The sequence below is a fragment of the Pseudomonas sp. NPDC089392 genome, from assembly GCF_044749595.1.
Taxonomy (GTDB): Bacteria; Pseudomonadota; Gammaproteobacteria; order Pseudomonadales; family Pseudomonadaceae; genus Aquipseudomonas.
Genome location: NZ_JBIVIF010000004.1, coordinates 43,125 through 56,596 on the forward strand (window position 1 = coordinate 43,125; position 13,472 = coordinate 56,596).

The following is a 13,472-nucleotide window of genomic DNA, read 5'->3' on the forward strand; positions in this document are numbered from 1 at the left end:
TTACTGTCCCAACTTCAGGCGAGCAGTCTCGCCACTGGTGAACGGGGCAACATCGACGGCCTGGCCGTTGTAGCTGACCTGGGCGCCACGGGCAAAGCCCAGGCGTACCGCGAACGGCGGCTTGCCGGTCAGTTCGAGGTTGTCCCCCTTGCGCTTGACGGCGCTGAACAGCACCTTGCCGTTGCCGTCGCTGACCTGGGTCCAGCAATCGGCGGTGAACTTGATGGCAACTTTGGCGCTGCCTGCCGGCACTGCGGCTGGCGCAACTGGCGCGGCAGCAGCCACCGCCGGTGCAGCTGCGGCAGGCGCAACGGCGGCCGGGATAGCCGGTGCTACCGGGGCTGGCGTGGCGGCAGGTGCGCTTGCGGCAGGCTGCACAGCCGCAGGCTGGGCCTGGGCCGGGGCTGGTACTGCGGTAGCGGCGGGTTGCGGGCTGCTCGGCGCCTGTTCGGCGGCGGCGGGTTGCTCGGCAGCGCCCTGCTCCAGCGGCAGCGGCGCGCTTTCGGGCTGCTGGCCAGCGGAAACGGCCTGGTCTTCAGGCTCGTCAAGCGGGTGAATCTGGGTGGTACCGTCGGCGCTCTCGACTTCGACGTGCTCCAGGGCGATCTTGGCCAGCTCCTTGCCACGCAAGCTACCTTGGTCCTGCCACCAGACGAAGCCGCCGCCGACCACGGCCACCAGCAACAACAGGCTGACGCCACGCAGGATATTGTGCGACAGGCGCATCGGCTCTTCGATACGGCCCAGCGAATGCACGTCGCTGCCTTTGGCGTGGGTACCGGTATAGCGGTCGAAGGCGTCTACCAGGGCAGCCTGGTCGAGGTCCATCAGCTTGGCATAGGCGCGTATGTAGCCACGGGCAAAAGTATGCCCGGGCAGCTTGTCGAAGGCGCCGGTTTCAACGTGGTTCAACGAACTGACAGTGAGGTTGAGCTTGCGGGCCACCTCGGCTTGAGACCAGTCCCGTTTCTCACGGGCCAGGCGCAAAAGCTCACCGGGGTTCTGGCCAGGCGCTACTGCTACTTCGGGATGCGCGGCGTTCATCGTTGCTCCGACAGGTATTGCTGGTATTCCGGCGTACCGGGATAAAGTCGTTGTAATTGCTGGCCCAGTTCGGCCAGTGTGCCCTGCTCGTCGAACACCCTGGCAAGGCGGCTGCCCAGCAGCAGGCTACGGGCATCGTGGTCGCTCAACTGGCTGAAACGATCGTAGTAGTCCCGGGCCGGCACATAATGCCTGTTTTCGTAGGACAACTCAGCCATTTCCAGCAACGCTTTCGGTTGCCGCTGGTTGAGTTGCAAAGCCTTCAGCAAGTACCCGTGCGCCTGGTCGCGGCGTTCGAGCTTCAAGGCGGTCAAGCCCAGGTTCTCATACACGCGTGAGCGCTCAGGATACAGGGTATCGGCACTGGCCAGGCGAAACATCTGCTCAGCCTCGGCAAATCGCCCCTGAGCATAAAGGAAACTGCCGTAATTGTTGCGCATTCGCGTGTCGCCGCTGCGAACCTGCAGGGCCTTGCGAAAGTGTGCTTCGGCCAGCGCCGGCTCGCCTTCGGCCTGGAACACCAGCGCCAGGGCGGCGTGCGCGTCGGCATCAGCGCTATCGAGGGCCAAGGCCTTGCCCAGCGGCACCTTGGCCTGCTCGGTCAAACCCTGTTGCAAATAACCCAAGCCCAGCTGCACATAGGCCCGCCCCGCCTCTACCCTGCCCTGGCGACTGGCCAGGGGGTCGCCCGCGCCGCCCGACACGCAGCCGGCCAGCAGCGAAAGCGCAAGGATCGACAGCGCGGCGCGCAGGCTCATGGGCAACGTTCCGGTCAGTGACGCGCGGTGCTGTCTTGCAGCTCGACGTCCGCGGAAAGCTGGCGCACGGCGATGTAGCGCTCACTGCGGCGGGTGCGATCGTTGACCTGGCCAACCAGCTGACCACAGGCAGCATCGATGTCGTCGCCACGGGTGGTGCGGGTGGTGACGTTGAAGCCACCGTGGTGCAGCAGGTCCTGGAAGCGACGAATGGCGTTGTTGCTTGGCCGCTCATAGCCCGAATGCGGGAACGGGTTGAACGGGATCAGGTTGATCTTGCACGGCACGTCGCGCAGCAGCTCGATCATCTGCGCGGCATGCTCGGGCTGGTCGTTGACGTCCTTGAGCAAGGTGTACTCGATGGTGAGCACGCGCTTGCCACCCAGGGTCGACATGTAGCCCATGCACGATTCAAGCAGCATCTTCAGTGGGTACTTCTTGTTGATCGGTACCAGCTTGTTGCGCAGCTCGTCGTTCGGTGCGTGCAGCGACAGGGCCAGCGAAACGTCGATGTGCTTGGCCAGCTCGTCGATCATTGGCACCACGCCCGAAGTGGACAGGGTGACGCGACGCTTGGAAATGCCATAGCCCAGGTCATCCATCATGATTTTCATGGCGGCGATGACGTTGTCGAAGTTCAGCAGAGGCTCGCCCATGCCCATCATGACCACGTTGGTAATCGCGCGATCGATTTTGGCAGGGACGGTCCCGAAGGATTTGTTGGCAAGCCACACCTGGCCGATCACTTCGGCGGCGGTGAGGTTGCTGTTGAAGCCTTGCTTGCCGGTGGAGCAGAAGCTGCAGTCCAGGGCACAGCCGGCTTGCGACGATACGCACAGGGTGCCGCGGTCGTCGGTGGGAATGTAGACGGTCTCGACGCAGCTGCCAGAGGCAACGCGGATCACCCACTTGCGGGTGCCGTCGGCGGAAATGTCTTCACTGACCACTTCCGGGGGGCGAATCTCGGCAACGGCCTCGAGCTTTTCGCGCAAGACCTTGCCTACGTTGGTCATGGCCGCAAAGTCGGACACGCCAAAATGGTGAATCCATTTCATCACCTGGCCGGCACGGAAGCGCTTCTCCCCGATTGAGTCGAAGAATTGTTCCATTTCCGGCTGGGTCAGACCCAACAGGTTGATTTTGCCAGTAGATGTCGTCATGGATTCACCCTCACCCGTAAGCTTTCGCTTAGCGAGTGGTTACCTCGGTAGCAGCGAAGAAGTAAGCGATTTCGCGAGCAGCAGCAGCTTCGGAGTCCGAACCGTGAACGGCGTTGGCGTCGATCGACTCGGCGAAGTCAGCACGGATGGTGCCGGCAGCAGCTTCTTTAGGGTTGGTAGCGCCCATCAGCTCACGGTTCAGAGCGATAGCGTTTTCGCCTTCCAGAACCTGAACAACAACCGGGCCGGAAGTCATGAAGGCAACCAGGTCACCGAAGAAGCCGCGCTCGCTGTGCTCAGCGTAGAAGCCTTCGGCTTCGGCTTTGGACAGTTGCTTGATTTTCGAGGCAACGATTTTCAGGCCAGCTTCTTCGAAGCGAGTGGTGATCTTGCCGATAACGTTTTTGGCAACTGCGTCAGGCTTGATGATCGAGAAAGTACGTTGAACAGCCATGGAAAACTCCAGAATATGAGTGTTACGAAAAATTAAACCCGCGAATTATACGCGGGTTTCAGGGGATTGCCTAACCTGCACATGACGCTTAGTCGGCTTCGTCGATCCAGGCGGCCTGGATAGCCTCAAGCACTTTCTCACCGCCACGTGACGGATCGTCGCTGAATTCTGGCAATGCCAGCACCCAGCGGTGCAGGTCGACGAAATTCACATAACGAGGATCGACGTCTGGCTTGCTTTCTGCAAGCTGGATGGCGATCTCAAGTACATCAATCCATTTCAGGCTCATGGGGCAAACCTCAGTGCGGTGCTTCGGCAGCGTGGTTGAGCGAATACTTGGGGATCTCGATGGTCAGGTCTTCGTCGCCGACGACCACCTGGCAGCCAAGGCGCGATTGCGCTTCCAGGCCCCAGGCCTTGTCCAGCATGTCCTCTTCCAGCTCATCGGCCTCTTCGAGCGAATCGAAGCCCTTGCGCACGATGCAGTGGCAAGTGGTACAGGCCTTGACGCCGCCGCAGGCGCTTTCCATTTCGATGTGGTGGTCGTGGGCCAGTTCCAGGATGTTGGTCCCGGTCGCAACCTCCACGGTCAGCCCTTCGGGGCAGAACTTCTCATGCGGCAGGAATGTCACCAGCGGCATCGATTACTCCTCGATCTCATTCAGGTTGCGCCCGGCCAGTGCGGCTTTGACCGTCGAATCAAGGCGACGGGCGGCAAATGCGTCGGTCACCTGCGACAGACGCTTGGTCTGTTGCTCGATGGCAGGGCCATCGGTGCCGGCCAGCAAATCACGTAGTTCTTGCATCTGGAATTCGATAGCGTCGCGCTCGTCACTGCTGAGCAGGCGTTCGCCGTCGGCGTCCAGGGCGCCCTGTACGGCTTCAAGCAGGCGCTCGCCGTCCACCTGGTGCTCACGCAACTGGCGGGCCTGCTTGTCGGAACCTGCGTGTACGAAGGAGTCCTTGAGCATGCGGGCGATTTCGCCGTCGGTCAGGCCGTAGGACGGCTTGACCTGAATGCTGGCTTCCACGCCCGAGCCCAGCTCGCGCGCAGCGACACTGAGCAGGCCATCGGCATCGACCTGGAAGGTGACGCGGATTTTTGCTGCACCTGCGACCATGGCCGGGATGCCGCGCAGCTCGAAGCGTGCCAGCGAGCGGCAGTCGCTGATCAGCTCACGCTCGCCCTGCAGCACGTGGATCATCATGGCCGACTGGCCATCTTTATAAGTGGTGAATTCCTGCGCACGCGCCACCGGAATGGTGGTATTGCGCGGGATCACTTTCTCCATCAGCCCGCCCATGGTCTCAAGGCCAAGCGACAGCGGGATGACATCGAGCAACAGCAGCTCGCCACCTTCGCGGCGGTTGCCAGCCAGGGTGTCGGCCTGGATGGCGGCACCGATGGCCACCACCTGGTCGGGGTCGATCGAGGTCAATGGGGTACGGCCGAACAACGCGCCCACGGCTTCACGCACGCGCGGCACACGGGTTGAACCACCCACCATGACCACGGCGCTGACTTCTTCCAGCTCTACGCCACTGTCGCGCACGGCGCGGCGGCAGGCCTTGAGGCTGCGGGCGACCAGTGGCTCGATCATGGCTTCGAAGGCGGCGCGGCTCAGCTCACCCTGCCAGGCGCCATGGCTGACAGCGACCACGTCGGTGTCGGTCAGGGCTTCCTTGGCGGCGCAGGCAGTTTGCAGCAGCGCGCGCTGGGTGGCCGGGTCCAGGTCGGACGACAGGCCGGCCTGTTCGATGATCCAGCCGGCAATGGTGTGGTCGAAATCGTCACCACCCAGGGCGGTATCGCCACCGGTGGCCAGCACTTCGAACACGCCAGCGGTCAGGCGCAGAATGGAGATATCGAAGGTACCGCCGCCCAGGTCATAGATAGCCACCACGCCTTCGGCGTTCTGGTCCAGGCCGTAGGCCACGGCAGCTGCGGTCGGCTCGTTGAGCAGGCGCAGTACGTTAAGGCCGGCCAGGCGCGCAGCATCTTTGGTGGCCTGGCGTTGAGCATCGTCGAAATAGGCCGGCACGGTGATTACCGCACCCACCAGCTCGCCACCCAGGGTCGCTTCGGCACGCTCACGCAGCACCTTGAGGATGTCGGCAGACACTTCCACCGGGCTTTTCGGGCCCTGCACGGTGTCGATGAACGGCATGTGCGACTCACCGCCAACAAAGCGGTACGGCAGCTGCTCACCCAACTGCTTGACGTCGGCCAGGCCGCGCCCCATCAGGCGCTTGACCGACAGCACGGTGTTCAGCGGGTCACTGGAAGCGGCATCACGTGCAGCCTGCCCCACTTCGTTGCGCCCTTCGAGGTAGCGCACCGCGGACGGCAGAATGACGTTGCCCTGCGCATCGGGCAGGGGCTCGCTACGGCCGCTGCGCAGTGCAGCGACCAGAGAGTTGGTGGTACCCAGGTCGATCCCCACCGCCAGGCGGCGCTGGTGCGGCTGAGGGCTTTGACCGGGTTCGGCAATCTGCAGTAGGGCCATGCTTATCTGAATACCTTAGGTGCCATCACGGGCAGCACCGGGTTAATCGTCGAGGCGCTCTTCCAGTTGGCGCACTTCTTGGGCGAGCTTGTCGAGGAACTGCATGCGGCGCATCAGGCGCTCGGCCTTGTCGCGCTCGCCTGGGGTATCCCAGCAGGCGGCAAAGTCCTCGTTCAGCGTGTCCTGGGCGACCTTCAGGCGCCTCTTGAACACACCGACACCATCGAGGTCGGCTTCGTCCTGTAGTTCTTCGAGCTCTTCACGCCACTGCATCTGCTGCAACAGGAAGTCCGGGTCGTGGACCGTGACTTCCTGGGGCACTTCGTGGCCGCTGATGGCCAGCAGGTAGCGGGCGCGACGCGGCGCACTGCGCAGAGTCTGGTAGGCGTCGTTGAGGGCTGCAGACTTTTCCAGCGCTACGCGCTGCTCACGCTCGGAGGCGTCGGCAAAGCGGTCGGGATGGACTTCGCGGGCCAGCTCGCGATAGCGAGTGGCCAGCTTGTCGAGATCCAGGCGGAAGCTTGGCTGGAGGTCAAACAATGCGTAATGACAAGGAGTACCCACAGCCAGCCTCAAACGTTGAAGCTTTCGCCGCAGCCACACTCACCGCGCACGTTGGGGTTGTTGAACTTGAAGCCTTCGTTCAACCCTTCCTTGACGAAGTCCAGCTCGGTGCCGTCGAGGTAGACCAGGCTCTTGGGATCGATGATCACCTTCACGCCATGGTTCTCGAACACGGTGTCTTCGTCCGCCAGTTCGTCGACGAACTCCAGCACGTAGGCCAGGCCCGAGCAACCGGTGGTGCGCACGCCCAGGCGAATGCCCTCACCTTTGCCGCGCCCGTCGAGGGAGCGGCGAATGTGGTTGGCGGCGGCTTCTGTCATGCTGATAGCCATCAGAACTCCTTACCTTGCAACAGGCGACTTAGATCAAGCCTTTCTTCTGCTTGTAATCGCGTACGGCTGCCTTGATGGCATCCTCGGCGAGTACCGAGCAGTGGATCTTGACCGGCGGCAACGCCAGTTCTTCGGCCAGCTGGGTGTTCTTGATGGTCTCGGCTTCGTCCAGGGTCTTGCCCTTCATCCACTCGGTGGCGAGGGAGCTGGAAGCGATGGCCGAACCGCAGCCGTAGGTCTTGAACTTGGCGTCTTCGATAACGCCCTGCTCGTTGACCTTGATTTGCAGACGCATCACGTCACCGCACGCTGGGGCGCCGACCATGCCGGTACCGACATCCGGGTCCTCGGCATTCATCTTGCCGACGTTGCGTGGGTTTTCGTAGTGGTCGATGACCTTTTCACTGTATGCCATGGTGCTATTCCTTCCTCATCAGGGGAGCCGCTCTTGCTGGCGACTGCTTAGTGGGCGGCCCACTCGATCTTGGAGATGTCAACGCCGTCTTTGTACATGTCCCACAGCGGCGACAGTTCACGCAGTTTGTTGACTGCCTCGCAGACTTTCTGCGCGGCGTAGTCGACTTCTTCTTCGCTGGTGAAGCGGCCGAAAGAGAAGCGGATCGAGCTGTGCGCCAGCTCGTCGTTGCGACCCAGAGCGCGCAGTACGTACGACGGCTCGAGCGACGCGGAGGTGCAGGCCGAACCGGACGAAACGGCGATGTCCTTCAACGACATCAGCAGCGACTCGCCTTCGACGTAGTTGAAGCTCAGGTTCAGGTTGTGAGGTACGCGGGCAGTCTGGCTGCCGTTGACGTACAGCTCTTCAAGGTTGGAAACCTGCTTGAAGAAGCGGTCGCTCAGGGCCTTGATGCGCAGGTTTTCCGCGGCCATTTCCTGCTTGGCGATGGCGAACGCTTCGCCCATGCCAACGATCTGGTGGGTCGGCAGGGTGCCCGAACGCATGCCGCGCTCATGGCCACCGCCGTGAATGATGGCTTCCAGGCGTACGCGAGGCTTGCGGCTGACGTACAGCGCGCCGATGCCTTTCGGGCCGTAGACCTTGTGCGCCGAGAACGACATCAGGTCGACCTTCAGCTTTTGCACGTCGATTTCGACTTTGCCGGCCGACTGGGCGGCGTCAACGTGGAACAGCACGCCGCGCGAACGGGTCAGTTCACCGATGGCGGCGATGTCGTTGATCGAGCCGACTTCGTTGTTAACGTGCATCAGCGAGACCAGGATGGTGTCGTCGCGCAGTGCTGCCTCAACCATGGCCGGGGTGACGATGCCGTCTTCGCCTGGCTCAAGGTAAGTGACTTCGAAACCTTCACGTTCCAGCTGGCGAGCGGTATCCAGGACCGCCTTGTGCTCGATCTTGGAGGTGATGATGTGCTTGCCCTTGGTCTGATAGAAGTGCGCGACACCTTTCAGCGCGAGGTTGTCGGACTCGGTGGCACCGCTGGTCCAGACGATTTCGCGCGGGTCGGCGTTGATCAGCTCGGCAACCTGGCGGCGACCGTTCTCGACCGCTTCCTCGGCCTTCCAGCCGAAGACGTGGGAGCGCGAAGCCGGGTTACCGAAGTTCCCGTCAACCAGCAGGCAGTCGGCCATCTTCTGGGCGACGCGTGGGTCAACCGGAGTGGTCGCGGAGTAATCGAGGTAGATCGGCAACTTCATTTGTCTCTCCTATCAGGCGGTGGCGTCGCTCGTCGTCCCAGGGGGATCAATCGACGGCGGACGTCTCAATCTTGTCCAGCTGGGCGGTTCGGCCTGCGACACGACGCAGGTCCTGGCGCTGGGCGACTTCCTGCACCTCACGGCGCATGACGAGGTCGGCCAGGCTGATGCCGCTGAGGAATTCATGGATCTGCTGGCTGAGGTCGCACCACAGGTGGTGGGTCAGGCAGGTATCACCGGCATGGCAGTCCCCGAGGCCCTGGCAACGGGTGGCATCGACCGATTCGTTGACCGCATCAATGACCTGGGCCACCTGGATGGTCTCCATGCCCCGCGACAGCTGGTAGCCGCCACCTGGACCGCGCACGCTGGAAACCAGGCTGCTGCGGCGCAGCTTGGCGAACAGCTGTTCCAGATAAGAGAGGGAAATGCCCTGGCGCTCGGAAATGTCGGCCAAAGACACCGGCCCATGCTGCGCGTGCAACGCCAGGTCGAGCATGGCGGTCACGGCGTATCGGCCTTTGGTAGTCAGTCGCATGGCTATTGGGTACCACGGGAGTTTCGGGATGTGTGCGAGTATGCGATTCCCGAGCATTTAAGTCAACTATTAGACCTAGTGCTTTAGTCGGGTTTGCATCGGGGAGGCGGGCGCGATTGTAGCAGACGAGGGGCGTGAGCACACGCCCCGTATGTCACTATGATTTCAGCGCGGCGCAATCAATGCGACTGAGTGTCGCGCTGAGCCACCTGGGCAACCTCGGTGAAGTCGTCTTCCGGCAGGGCCGGCAGCTCTTTGGCACAGTAGTCACTGCCCATCTTGGTCAGCGCGCCACACATACCCTCCAACCGCTCGTCGACGGCCTGCAGGTGGTCGAGCATCTGGCCGATGGCACGGGCCACCGGGTCGGGCATGTCGCCACTGACGCCATAGGCATCGAAACCGATCTTCTCGGCCATGGCCTTGCGCTTGGCCTCGACTTCGGTGTCTTCGCTCTTGACGATGATCCGCCCCGGGATGCCCACCGCGGTGGCACCAGCCGGTACCGCCTTGGTCACCACCGCATTGGAGCCGATCTTGGCCCCGGCACCGACGGTGAACGGGCCCAGCACCTTGGCCCCCGCCCCTACCACCACGCCGTTTTCCAGGGTCGGGTGGCGCTTGCCCTTGTTCCAGCTGGTACCACCCAGGGTCACGCCCTGGTAAAGGGTGACGTCATCACCGATCTCGGCAGTTTCGCCAATGACGATGCCCATGCCATGGTCAATAAAGAAGCGCCGGCCAATGGTGGCGCCGGGGTGAATCTCGATGCCGGTCAGCCAGCGGCCGAAGTTCGACACCAGCCGGGCCAGCCACTTGAAATCACGCTTCCACAGGGCATTGCCCAGGCGATGCAGCCAGATGGCATGCATGCCCGGGTAGCAGGTGAGCACCTCGAAGGCGTTGCGCGCCGCCGGGTCACGGTGGAATACACTTTGAATATCTTCACGCAGGCGTTCGAACATCTGTCAGTCCTTCCGTTTATGCGGCTCGCCCCGGACCACTTTCTGGGTCTCGGTAAGGATGCCGCGCAAAATGCTCATTTCCGAACGCTCGACCGCCACCCGCCCATACAGCCGGCGCAGGCGCGGCATCAGGTGCTTGGGCTTCTCGGGGTCGAGGAAGCCGATGCCCACCAGGGTTTTTTCCAGGTGGTCGTAGAACAGCTCCATTTCGTCCATGGTCGCCAGCTCGCTGGCGTCAACCTTCTCGACCTTGCCCGGCGCTGCACCCGCAGCCAGCCAGGCCATGCGCACCTCATAAGAGAGCACCTGCACGGCAGCAGCCAGGTTCAGCGAGCTGAAGTCGGGGTTGGAGGGAATGTGCACGTGGAAGTGACATCGCTGCAGTTCTTCGTTGGTCAGGCCGGCGTGCTCGCGCCCGAACACCAGGGCGATTTCTTCGCCGCCATTGGCATGCTCCACCGCCTTGTCGCCACACTCGCGCGGGCCGATCAACGGCCAGGGAATGCTGCGCTCGCGGGCGCTGGTGCCCATCACCAGGTTGCAGCCGACCAGTGCCTGTTCAAGGCTGTCGACCACCTGGGCGCTATCCAGCACATCGTCGGCGCCCGAGGCACGGGCACTGGCCTCCGCGGCGGGGAACTCTTTCGGCTGCACCAGCACCAGACGCGACAAGCCCATGTTTTTCATGGCACGCGCAGCGCCGCCGATGTTGCCGGGGTGGCTGGTATTGACCAGAACAACACGAATATTTTGCAGCAAGGTGTTGTGCTCACAGATGCAGGATTCAGGGCCTTCGATCTTACAGAACCGACAGACGTAACGCCATGAAAGCAAATGTGACACTTCTGCCGCCAAATTTTTCTGCTAGAATGATCGGCTTTCTTCTTTAACATCTCCAGGTGACCCGCCCATGCAGCCTATGCTGAATATCGCCCTGCGCGCCGCTCGCAGCGCCAGTGAACTGATTTTCCGCTCCATCGAACGCCTGGATAGCATCAAGGTGGACGAGAAAGAGGCTAAGGACTACGTTTCCGAGGTTGATCGTGCCGCCGAGCAGAAGATCGTCGACGCGCTGCGCAAGGCCTACCCGAACCACTCCATCCAGGGTGAAGAGACGGGCATGCATGCGGGCACCGGCGAAGAAGGTAAAGACTACCTGTGGATCATCGACCCACTGGACGGTACCACCAACTTCCTGCGCGGCATCCCCCACTTCGCGGTCAGCATCGCCTGCAAATACCGTGGTCGCCTTGAGCACGCCGTTGTGCTCGACCCGGTACGCCAGGAAGAATTCACCGCCAGCCGTGGCCGTGGCGCCCAGCTCAACGGCCGCCGCCTGCGTGTCAGCTCGCGCACCAGCCTGGAAGGCGCCCTTCTGGGGACCGGCTTCCCGTTCCGTGACGGCCAGATGGCCGACATGGACAACTACCTGGGCATGTTCCGCGCCCTGACTGGCCAGACCGCCGGCATCCGCCGCGCCGGCTCTGCCAGCCTGGACCTGGCCTACGTGGCCGCTGGTCGTTTCGACGCCTTCTGGGAATCGGGCCTGTCCGAATGGGACATGGCAGCCGGCGTGCTGCTGATCCAGGAAGCTGGCGGCCTGGTGAGCGACTTCAACGGCGGCCACGACTTCCTCGACAAGGGCCATATCGTTGCAGGCAACATCAAGTGCTTCAAAGCCGTGCTGACTGCTATCCAGCCGCACCTGCCAGAAAGCATGAAGCGCTAAGCGCGGATTGCCGGCAAAAAAAGCACCCTTGCGGTGCTTTTTTTGTGCCTGACAGTTTTGTACCGCCTGTGCCGGCCTCTTCGCGGGTAAACCCGCTCCTACAAGGGTAATGCGATCCATGTAGGAGCGGGTTTACCCGCGAAGAGGCCGGCACAGGCAACCCAAATTACTGACCGGCTTCGCTCAGGATCAACTTGCCATTCTTGTCCACCGGAATGGTCGACCCTGGCTCGCGATCCATCTTCACCTGCCCCACCTGGTCACCGATGGTGTACTTCACGTTGTAGCCCACCACCTTTTCGCTGATGTCGTTGACCGTGTTGCAGCGGGTTTGCGTGGTGGTGTAGGTATCACGCTCCTGCATGCCCTCTTGCACCTTGTTACCGGCATAACCACCACCGACCGCACCGGCCACGGTGGCGATCTTCTTGCCGGTACCACCACCAATCTGGTTACCCAGCAGGCCACCGGCAATTGCACCCACCACGGTACCGGCAATCTGGTGCTGGTCCTTGACCGGCGCCTGACGGGTAACAGCGACGTCCTTGCAGACTTCGCGCGGGGTTTTTACCTGTTGTTTGATCGGTTGCACGTCGGTGACCTGTGCATACTCAGGCCCCTTGTTGACCAAGCTGTAGGTCGCGACAGCACCTCCGGCAGTCACACCGACAGCACCCAGTACCGCACCCACCAGCATTGATTTGTTCACATGAACCTCCTGATCATACCCGCGGGTCCAACCCGCTTTCTCCCAGCCTTGGAACGAAAAAAAAGGCGCGAGTTCAACACTCGCGCCTTCAGGCTGCCAAACGGTGTGAAAACAGCGCTTACGGACGCTCGTCCACACCCTCGGCCTTGGCCGGCGGGATCAGGTCTTCACTGCTCAGGTTCAGCCAGATCAGTACCACATTGGCGATGTAGATCGACGAGTAGGTACCGGCCATGACGCCGATGAACAGGGCCAGCGAGAAGCCGAACAGGTTGTCACCACCAAAGAACAGCAGAGCAGCAATGGCCAGCAAGGTCGAAACCGAGGTGGCGATGGTACGCAGCAGGGTCTGGGTAGTGGAAACGTTGATGTTCTCGATCAGCGAAGCCTTGCGCATGACGCGGAAGTTCTCACGCACCCGGTCGAATACCACAATGGTGTCGTTCAGCGAGTAGCCGATGATCGCCAGCACAGCTGCCAGCACCGTCAGGTCGAAAGTGATCTGGAAGAACGACAGGATACCCAACGTCACCACCACGTCGTGGATCAGCGAAACGATCGCACCCACGGCAAACTTCCACTGGAAGCGGAAGGCCAGGTAGATGAGGATGCCGCCCAGCGCCAGGAGCATGCCCATGCCGCCCTGGTCGCGCAGCTCTTCACCCACCTGTGGGCCGACGAACTCGACACGCTTGAGCGTGGCCGGGTTGTCACCGCCAGCCTTTTGCAGGGCGGCGGCTACCTTGTTGCCCAGTTGCGGGTCATCGCCCGGCATACGCACCAGCAGGTCGGTGGTAGCGCCAAAGCTCTGCACCACCGCCTCGTGGAAGCCGGAATCGACCAGTTCGGCACGTACTGCCTTGAGGTCGGCCGGGCGCTCGTAGGTCAGCTCGATCAGCGTACCGCCGGTGAAGTCCAGGCCGAAGTTCAGGCCCTTCTGCCACCAGCTGAACAGCGCCAGGACGGTGAGGAGCACGGTAATGGCGAACGCGACATTGCGCACGCCCATGAAGTTGATGGTTTTCATCGCAGCTC

The 13,472-nt window shown here is 62.1% G+C and carries 17 protein-coding genes; 1 reads left to right on the plus strand and 16 read right to left on the minus strand.

Going from position 1 to position 13,472, the window contains the following annotated elements; genetic code table 11:
* The 14 genes from ACIP1G_RS05575 to trmJ all read right to left on the minus strand — a co-directional run bounded on the left by ACIP1G_RS05575 (position 1) and on the right by trmJ (position 10,758).
* Positions 1 to 1,044, minus strand: coding sequence for a RodZ domain-containing protein (locus ACIP1G_RS05575; protein ID WP_400734580.1), 1,044 nt, complete (start codon positions 1,042 to 1,044; stop codon positions 1 to 3).
* On the minus strand, positions 1,041 to 1,802 hold the full coding sequence (gene pilW / locus ACIP1G_RS05580; protein ID WP_400734582.1) for a type IV pilus biogenesis/stability protein PilW: 762 nt from the start codon (positions 1,800 to 1,802) through the stop codon (positions 1,041 to 1,043). Before pilW ends, ACIP1G_RS05575 begins: the two co-directional genes overlap by 4 nt.
* A 14-nt stretch (positions 1,803 to 1,816) precedes the next feature.
* The gene (rlmN, locus tag ACIP1G_RS05585; protein WP_346644596.1) at positions 1,817 to 2,962 is read right to left on the minus strand and encodes a 23S rRNA (adenine(2503)-C(2))-methyltransferase RlmN; all 1,146 of its coding nucleotides are present in this window, start codon (positions 2,960 to 2,962) and stop codon (positions 1,817 to 1,819) included.
* A gap of 28 nt (positions 2,963 to 2,990) precedes the next feature.
* Complete coding sequence (gene ndk / locus ACIP1G_RS05590; RefSeq protein WP_012316140.1) at positions 2,991 to 3,416, minus strand: nucleoside-diphosphate kinase; 426 nt, start codon at positions 3,414 to 3,416, stop codon at positions 2,991 to 2,993.
* 88 nt (positions 3,417 to 3,504) lie between these two features.
* Positions 3,505 to 3,705, minus strand: coding sequence for a Fe-S cluster assembly protein IscX (gene iscX / locus ACIP1G_RS05595; RefSeq protein ID WP_110699949.1), 201 nt, complete (start codon positions 3,703 to 3,705; stop codon positions 3,505 to 3,507).
* A 10-nt stretch (positions 3,706 to 3,715) separates the two neighbouring features.
* Complete coding sequence (gene fdx, locus ACIP1G_RS05600) at positions 3,716 to 4,057, minus strand: ISC system 2Fe-2S type ferredoxin (RefSeq protein WP_400734585.1); 342 nt, start codon at positions 4,055 to 4,057, stop codon at positions 3,716 to 3,718.
* Between the two features lie 3 nt (positions 4,058 to 4,060).
* Positions 4,061 to 5,923, minus strand: a complete 1,863-nt coding sequence (gene hscA / locus ACIP1G_RS05605; protein ID WP_400734586.1) for a Fe-S protein assembly chaperone HscA — start codon at positions 5,921 to 5,923, stop codon at positions 4,061 to 4,063.
* A gap of 42 nt (positions 5,924 to 5,965) precedes the next feature.
* Positions 5,966 to 6,487 (minus strand): co-chaperone HscB, encoded by a 522-nt coding sequence (gene hscB / locus ACIP1G_RS05610; RefSeq protein ID WP_400734588.1) that lies wholly within the window; start codon positions 6,485 to 6,487, stop codon positions 5,966 to 5,968.
* Between the two features lie 8 nt (positions 6,488 to 6,495).
* A complete protein-coding gene (iscA, locus tag ACIP1G_RS05615) occupies positions 6,496 to 6,819 on the minus strand; it encodes an iron-sulfur cluster assembly protein IscA (RefSeq protein WP_060511418.1) in 324 nt (107 codons plus the stop codon).
* A 28-nt stretch (positions 6,820 to 6,847) separates the two neighbouring features.
* Entirely contained in the window at positions 6,848 to 7,234 is a 387-nt protein-coding gene (gene iscU, locus ACIP1G_RS05620) for a Fe-S cluster assembly scaffold IscU (RefSeq protein WP_003248539.1), read from the minus strand.
* 47 nt (positions 7,235 to 7,281) lie between these two features.
* On the minus strand, positions 7,282 to 8,496 hold the full coding sequence (locus tag ACIP1G_RS05625; protein WP_400734589.1) for an IscS subfamily cysteine desulfurase: 1,215 nt from the start codon (positions 8,494 to 8,496) through the stop codon (positions 7,282 to 7,284).
* Between the two features lie 46 nt (positions 8,497 to 8,542).
* Positions 8,543 to 9,034: a Fe-S cluster assembly transcriptional regulator IscR gene (gene iscR, locus ACIP1G_RS05630; protein WP_008092572.1), complete on the minus strand. Its 492-nt coding sequence runs from the start codon at positions 9,032 to 9,034 to the stop codon at positions 8,543 to 8,545.
* 179 nt (positions 9,035 to 9,213) lie between these two features.
* A complete protein-coding gene (cysE, locus tag ACIP1G_RS05635) occupies positions 9,214 to 9,999 on the minus strand; it encodes a serine O-acetyltransferase (protein WP_016501401.1) in 786 nt (261 codons plus the stop codon).
* A 3-nt stretch (positions 10,000 to 10,002) separates the two neighbouring features.
* A complete protein-coding gene (trmJ, locus tag ACIP1G_RS05640) occupies positions 10,003 to 10,758 on the minus strand; it encodes a tRNA (cytosine(32)/uridine(32)-2'-O)-methyltransferase TrmJ (protein ID WP_400734590.1) in 756 nt (251 codons plus the stop codon).
* A gap of 151 nt (positions 10,759 to 10,909) precedes the next feature.
* Between trmJ and suhB the strand changes: the two genes are divergently transcribed.
* Positions 10,910 to 11,728 (plus strand): inositol-phosphate phosphatase, encoded by an 819-nt coding sequence (gene suhB, locus ACIP1G_RS05645; protein ID WP_012270588.1) that lies wholly within the window; start codon positions 10,910 to 10,912, stop codon positions 11,726 to 11,728.
* 166 nt (positions 11,729 to 11,894) lie between these two features.
* On the opposite strand, the gene ACIP1G_RS05650 is transcribed toward suhB, so the two are convergent.
* Together ACIP1G_RS05650 and secF are read right to left on the minus strand one after the other, a co-directional pair.
* The gene (locus ACIP1G_RS05650) at positions 11,895 to 12,437 is read right to left on the minus strand and encodes a glycine zipper 2TM domain-containing protein (RefSeq protein WP_400734591.1); all 543 of its coding nucleotides are present in this window, start codon (positions 12,435 to 12,437) and stop codon (positions 11,895 to 11,897) included.
* 118 nt (positions 12,438 to 12,555) lie between these two features.
* Positions 12,556 to 13,464 carry a protein translocase subunit SecF gene (secF, locus tag ACIP1G_RS05655; protein WP_400734592.1) on the minus strand — a complete coding sequence of 303 codons (909 nt, stop codon included), beginning with the start codon at positions 13,462 to 13,464 and terminating at the stop codon, positions 12,556 to 12,558.
* Positions 13,465 to 13,472: the final 8 nt, after the last annotated feature.

Excerpts from the sequence above, each read along its gene's own strand:
- suhB (WP_012270588.1), top strand. The coding sequence starts at position 10,910 with ATGCAGCCTATGCTGAATATCGCCCTGCGCGCCGCTCGCAGCGCCAGT.
- ACIP1G_RS05575 (WP_400734580.1), bottom strand. The coding sequence starts at position 1,044 with ATGAACGCCGCGCATCCCGAAGTAGCAGTAGCGCCTGGCCAGAACCCC.
- iscX (WP_110699949.1), bottom strand. The coding sequence starts at position 3,705 with ATGAGCCTGAAATGGATTGATGTACTTGAGATCGCCATCCAGCTTGCA.
- secF (WP_400734592.1), bottom strand. The coding sequence starts at position 13,464 with ATGAAAACCATCAACTTCATGGGCGTGCGCAATGTCGCGTTCGCCATT.
- ACIP1G_RS05625 (WP_400734589.1), bottom strand. The coding sequence starts at position 8,496 with ATGAAGTTGCCGATCTACCTCGATTACTCCGCGACCACTCCGGTTGAC.
- fdx (WP_400734585.1), bottom strand. The coding sequence starts at position 4,057 with ATGCCGCTGGTGACATTCCTGCCGCATGAGAAGTTCTGCCCCGAAGGG.
- iscR (WP_008092572.1), bottom strand. The coding sequence starts at position 9,034 with ATGCGACTGACTACCAAAGGCCGATACGCCGTGACCGCCATGCTCGAC.
- ndk (WP_012316140.1), bottom strand. The coding sequence starts at position 3,416 with ATGGCTGTTCAACGTACTTTCTCGATCATCAAGCCTGACGCAGTTGCC.
- iscA (WP_060511418.1), bottom strand. The coding sequence starts at position 6,819 with ATGGCTATCAGCATGACAGAAGCCGCCGCCAACCACATTCGCCGCTCC.
- rlmN (WP_346644596.1), bottom strand. The coding sequence starts at position 2,962 with ATGACGACATCTACTGGCAAAATCAACCTGTTGGGTCTGACCCAGCCG.
- iscU (WP_003248539.1), bottom strand. The coding sequence starts at position 7,234 with ATGGCATACAGTGAAAAGGTCATCGACCACTACGAAAACCCACGCAAC.
- pilW (WP_400734582.1), bottom strand. The coding sequence starts at position 1,802 with ATGAGCCTGCGCGCCGCGCTGTCGATCCTTGCGCTTTCGCTGCTGGCC.
- cysE (WP_016501401.1), bottom strand. The coding sequence starts at position 9,999 with ATGTTCGAACGCCTGCGTGAAGATATTCAAAGTGTATTCCACCGTGAC.
- hscA (WP_400734586.1), bottom strand. The coding sequence starts at position 5,923 with ATGGCCCTACTGCAGATTGCCGAACCCGGTCAAAGCCCTCAGCCGCAC.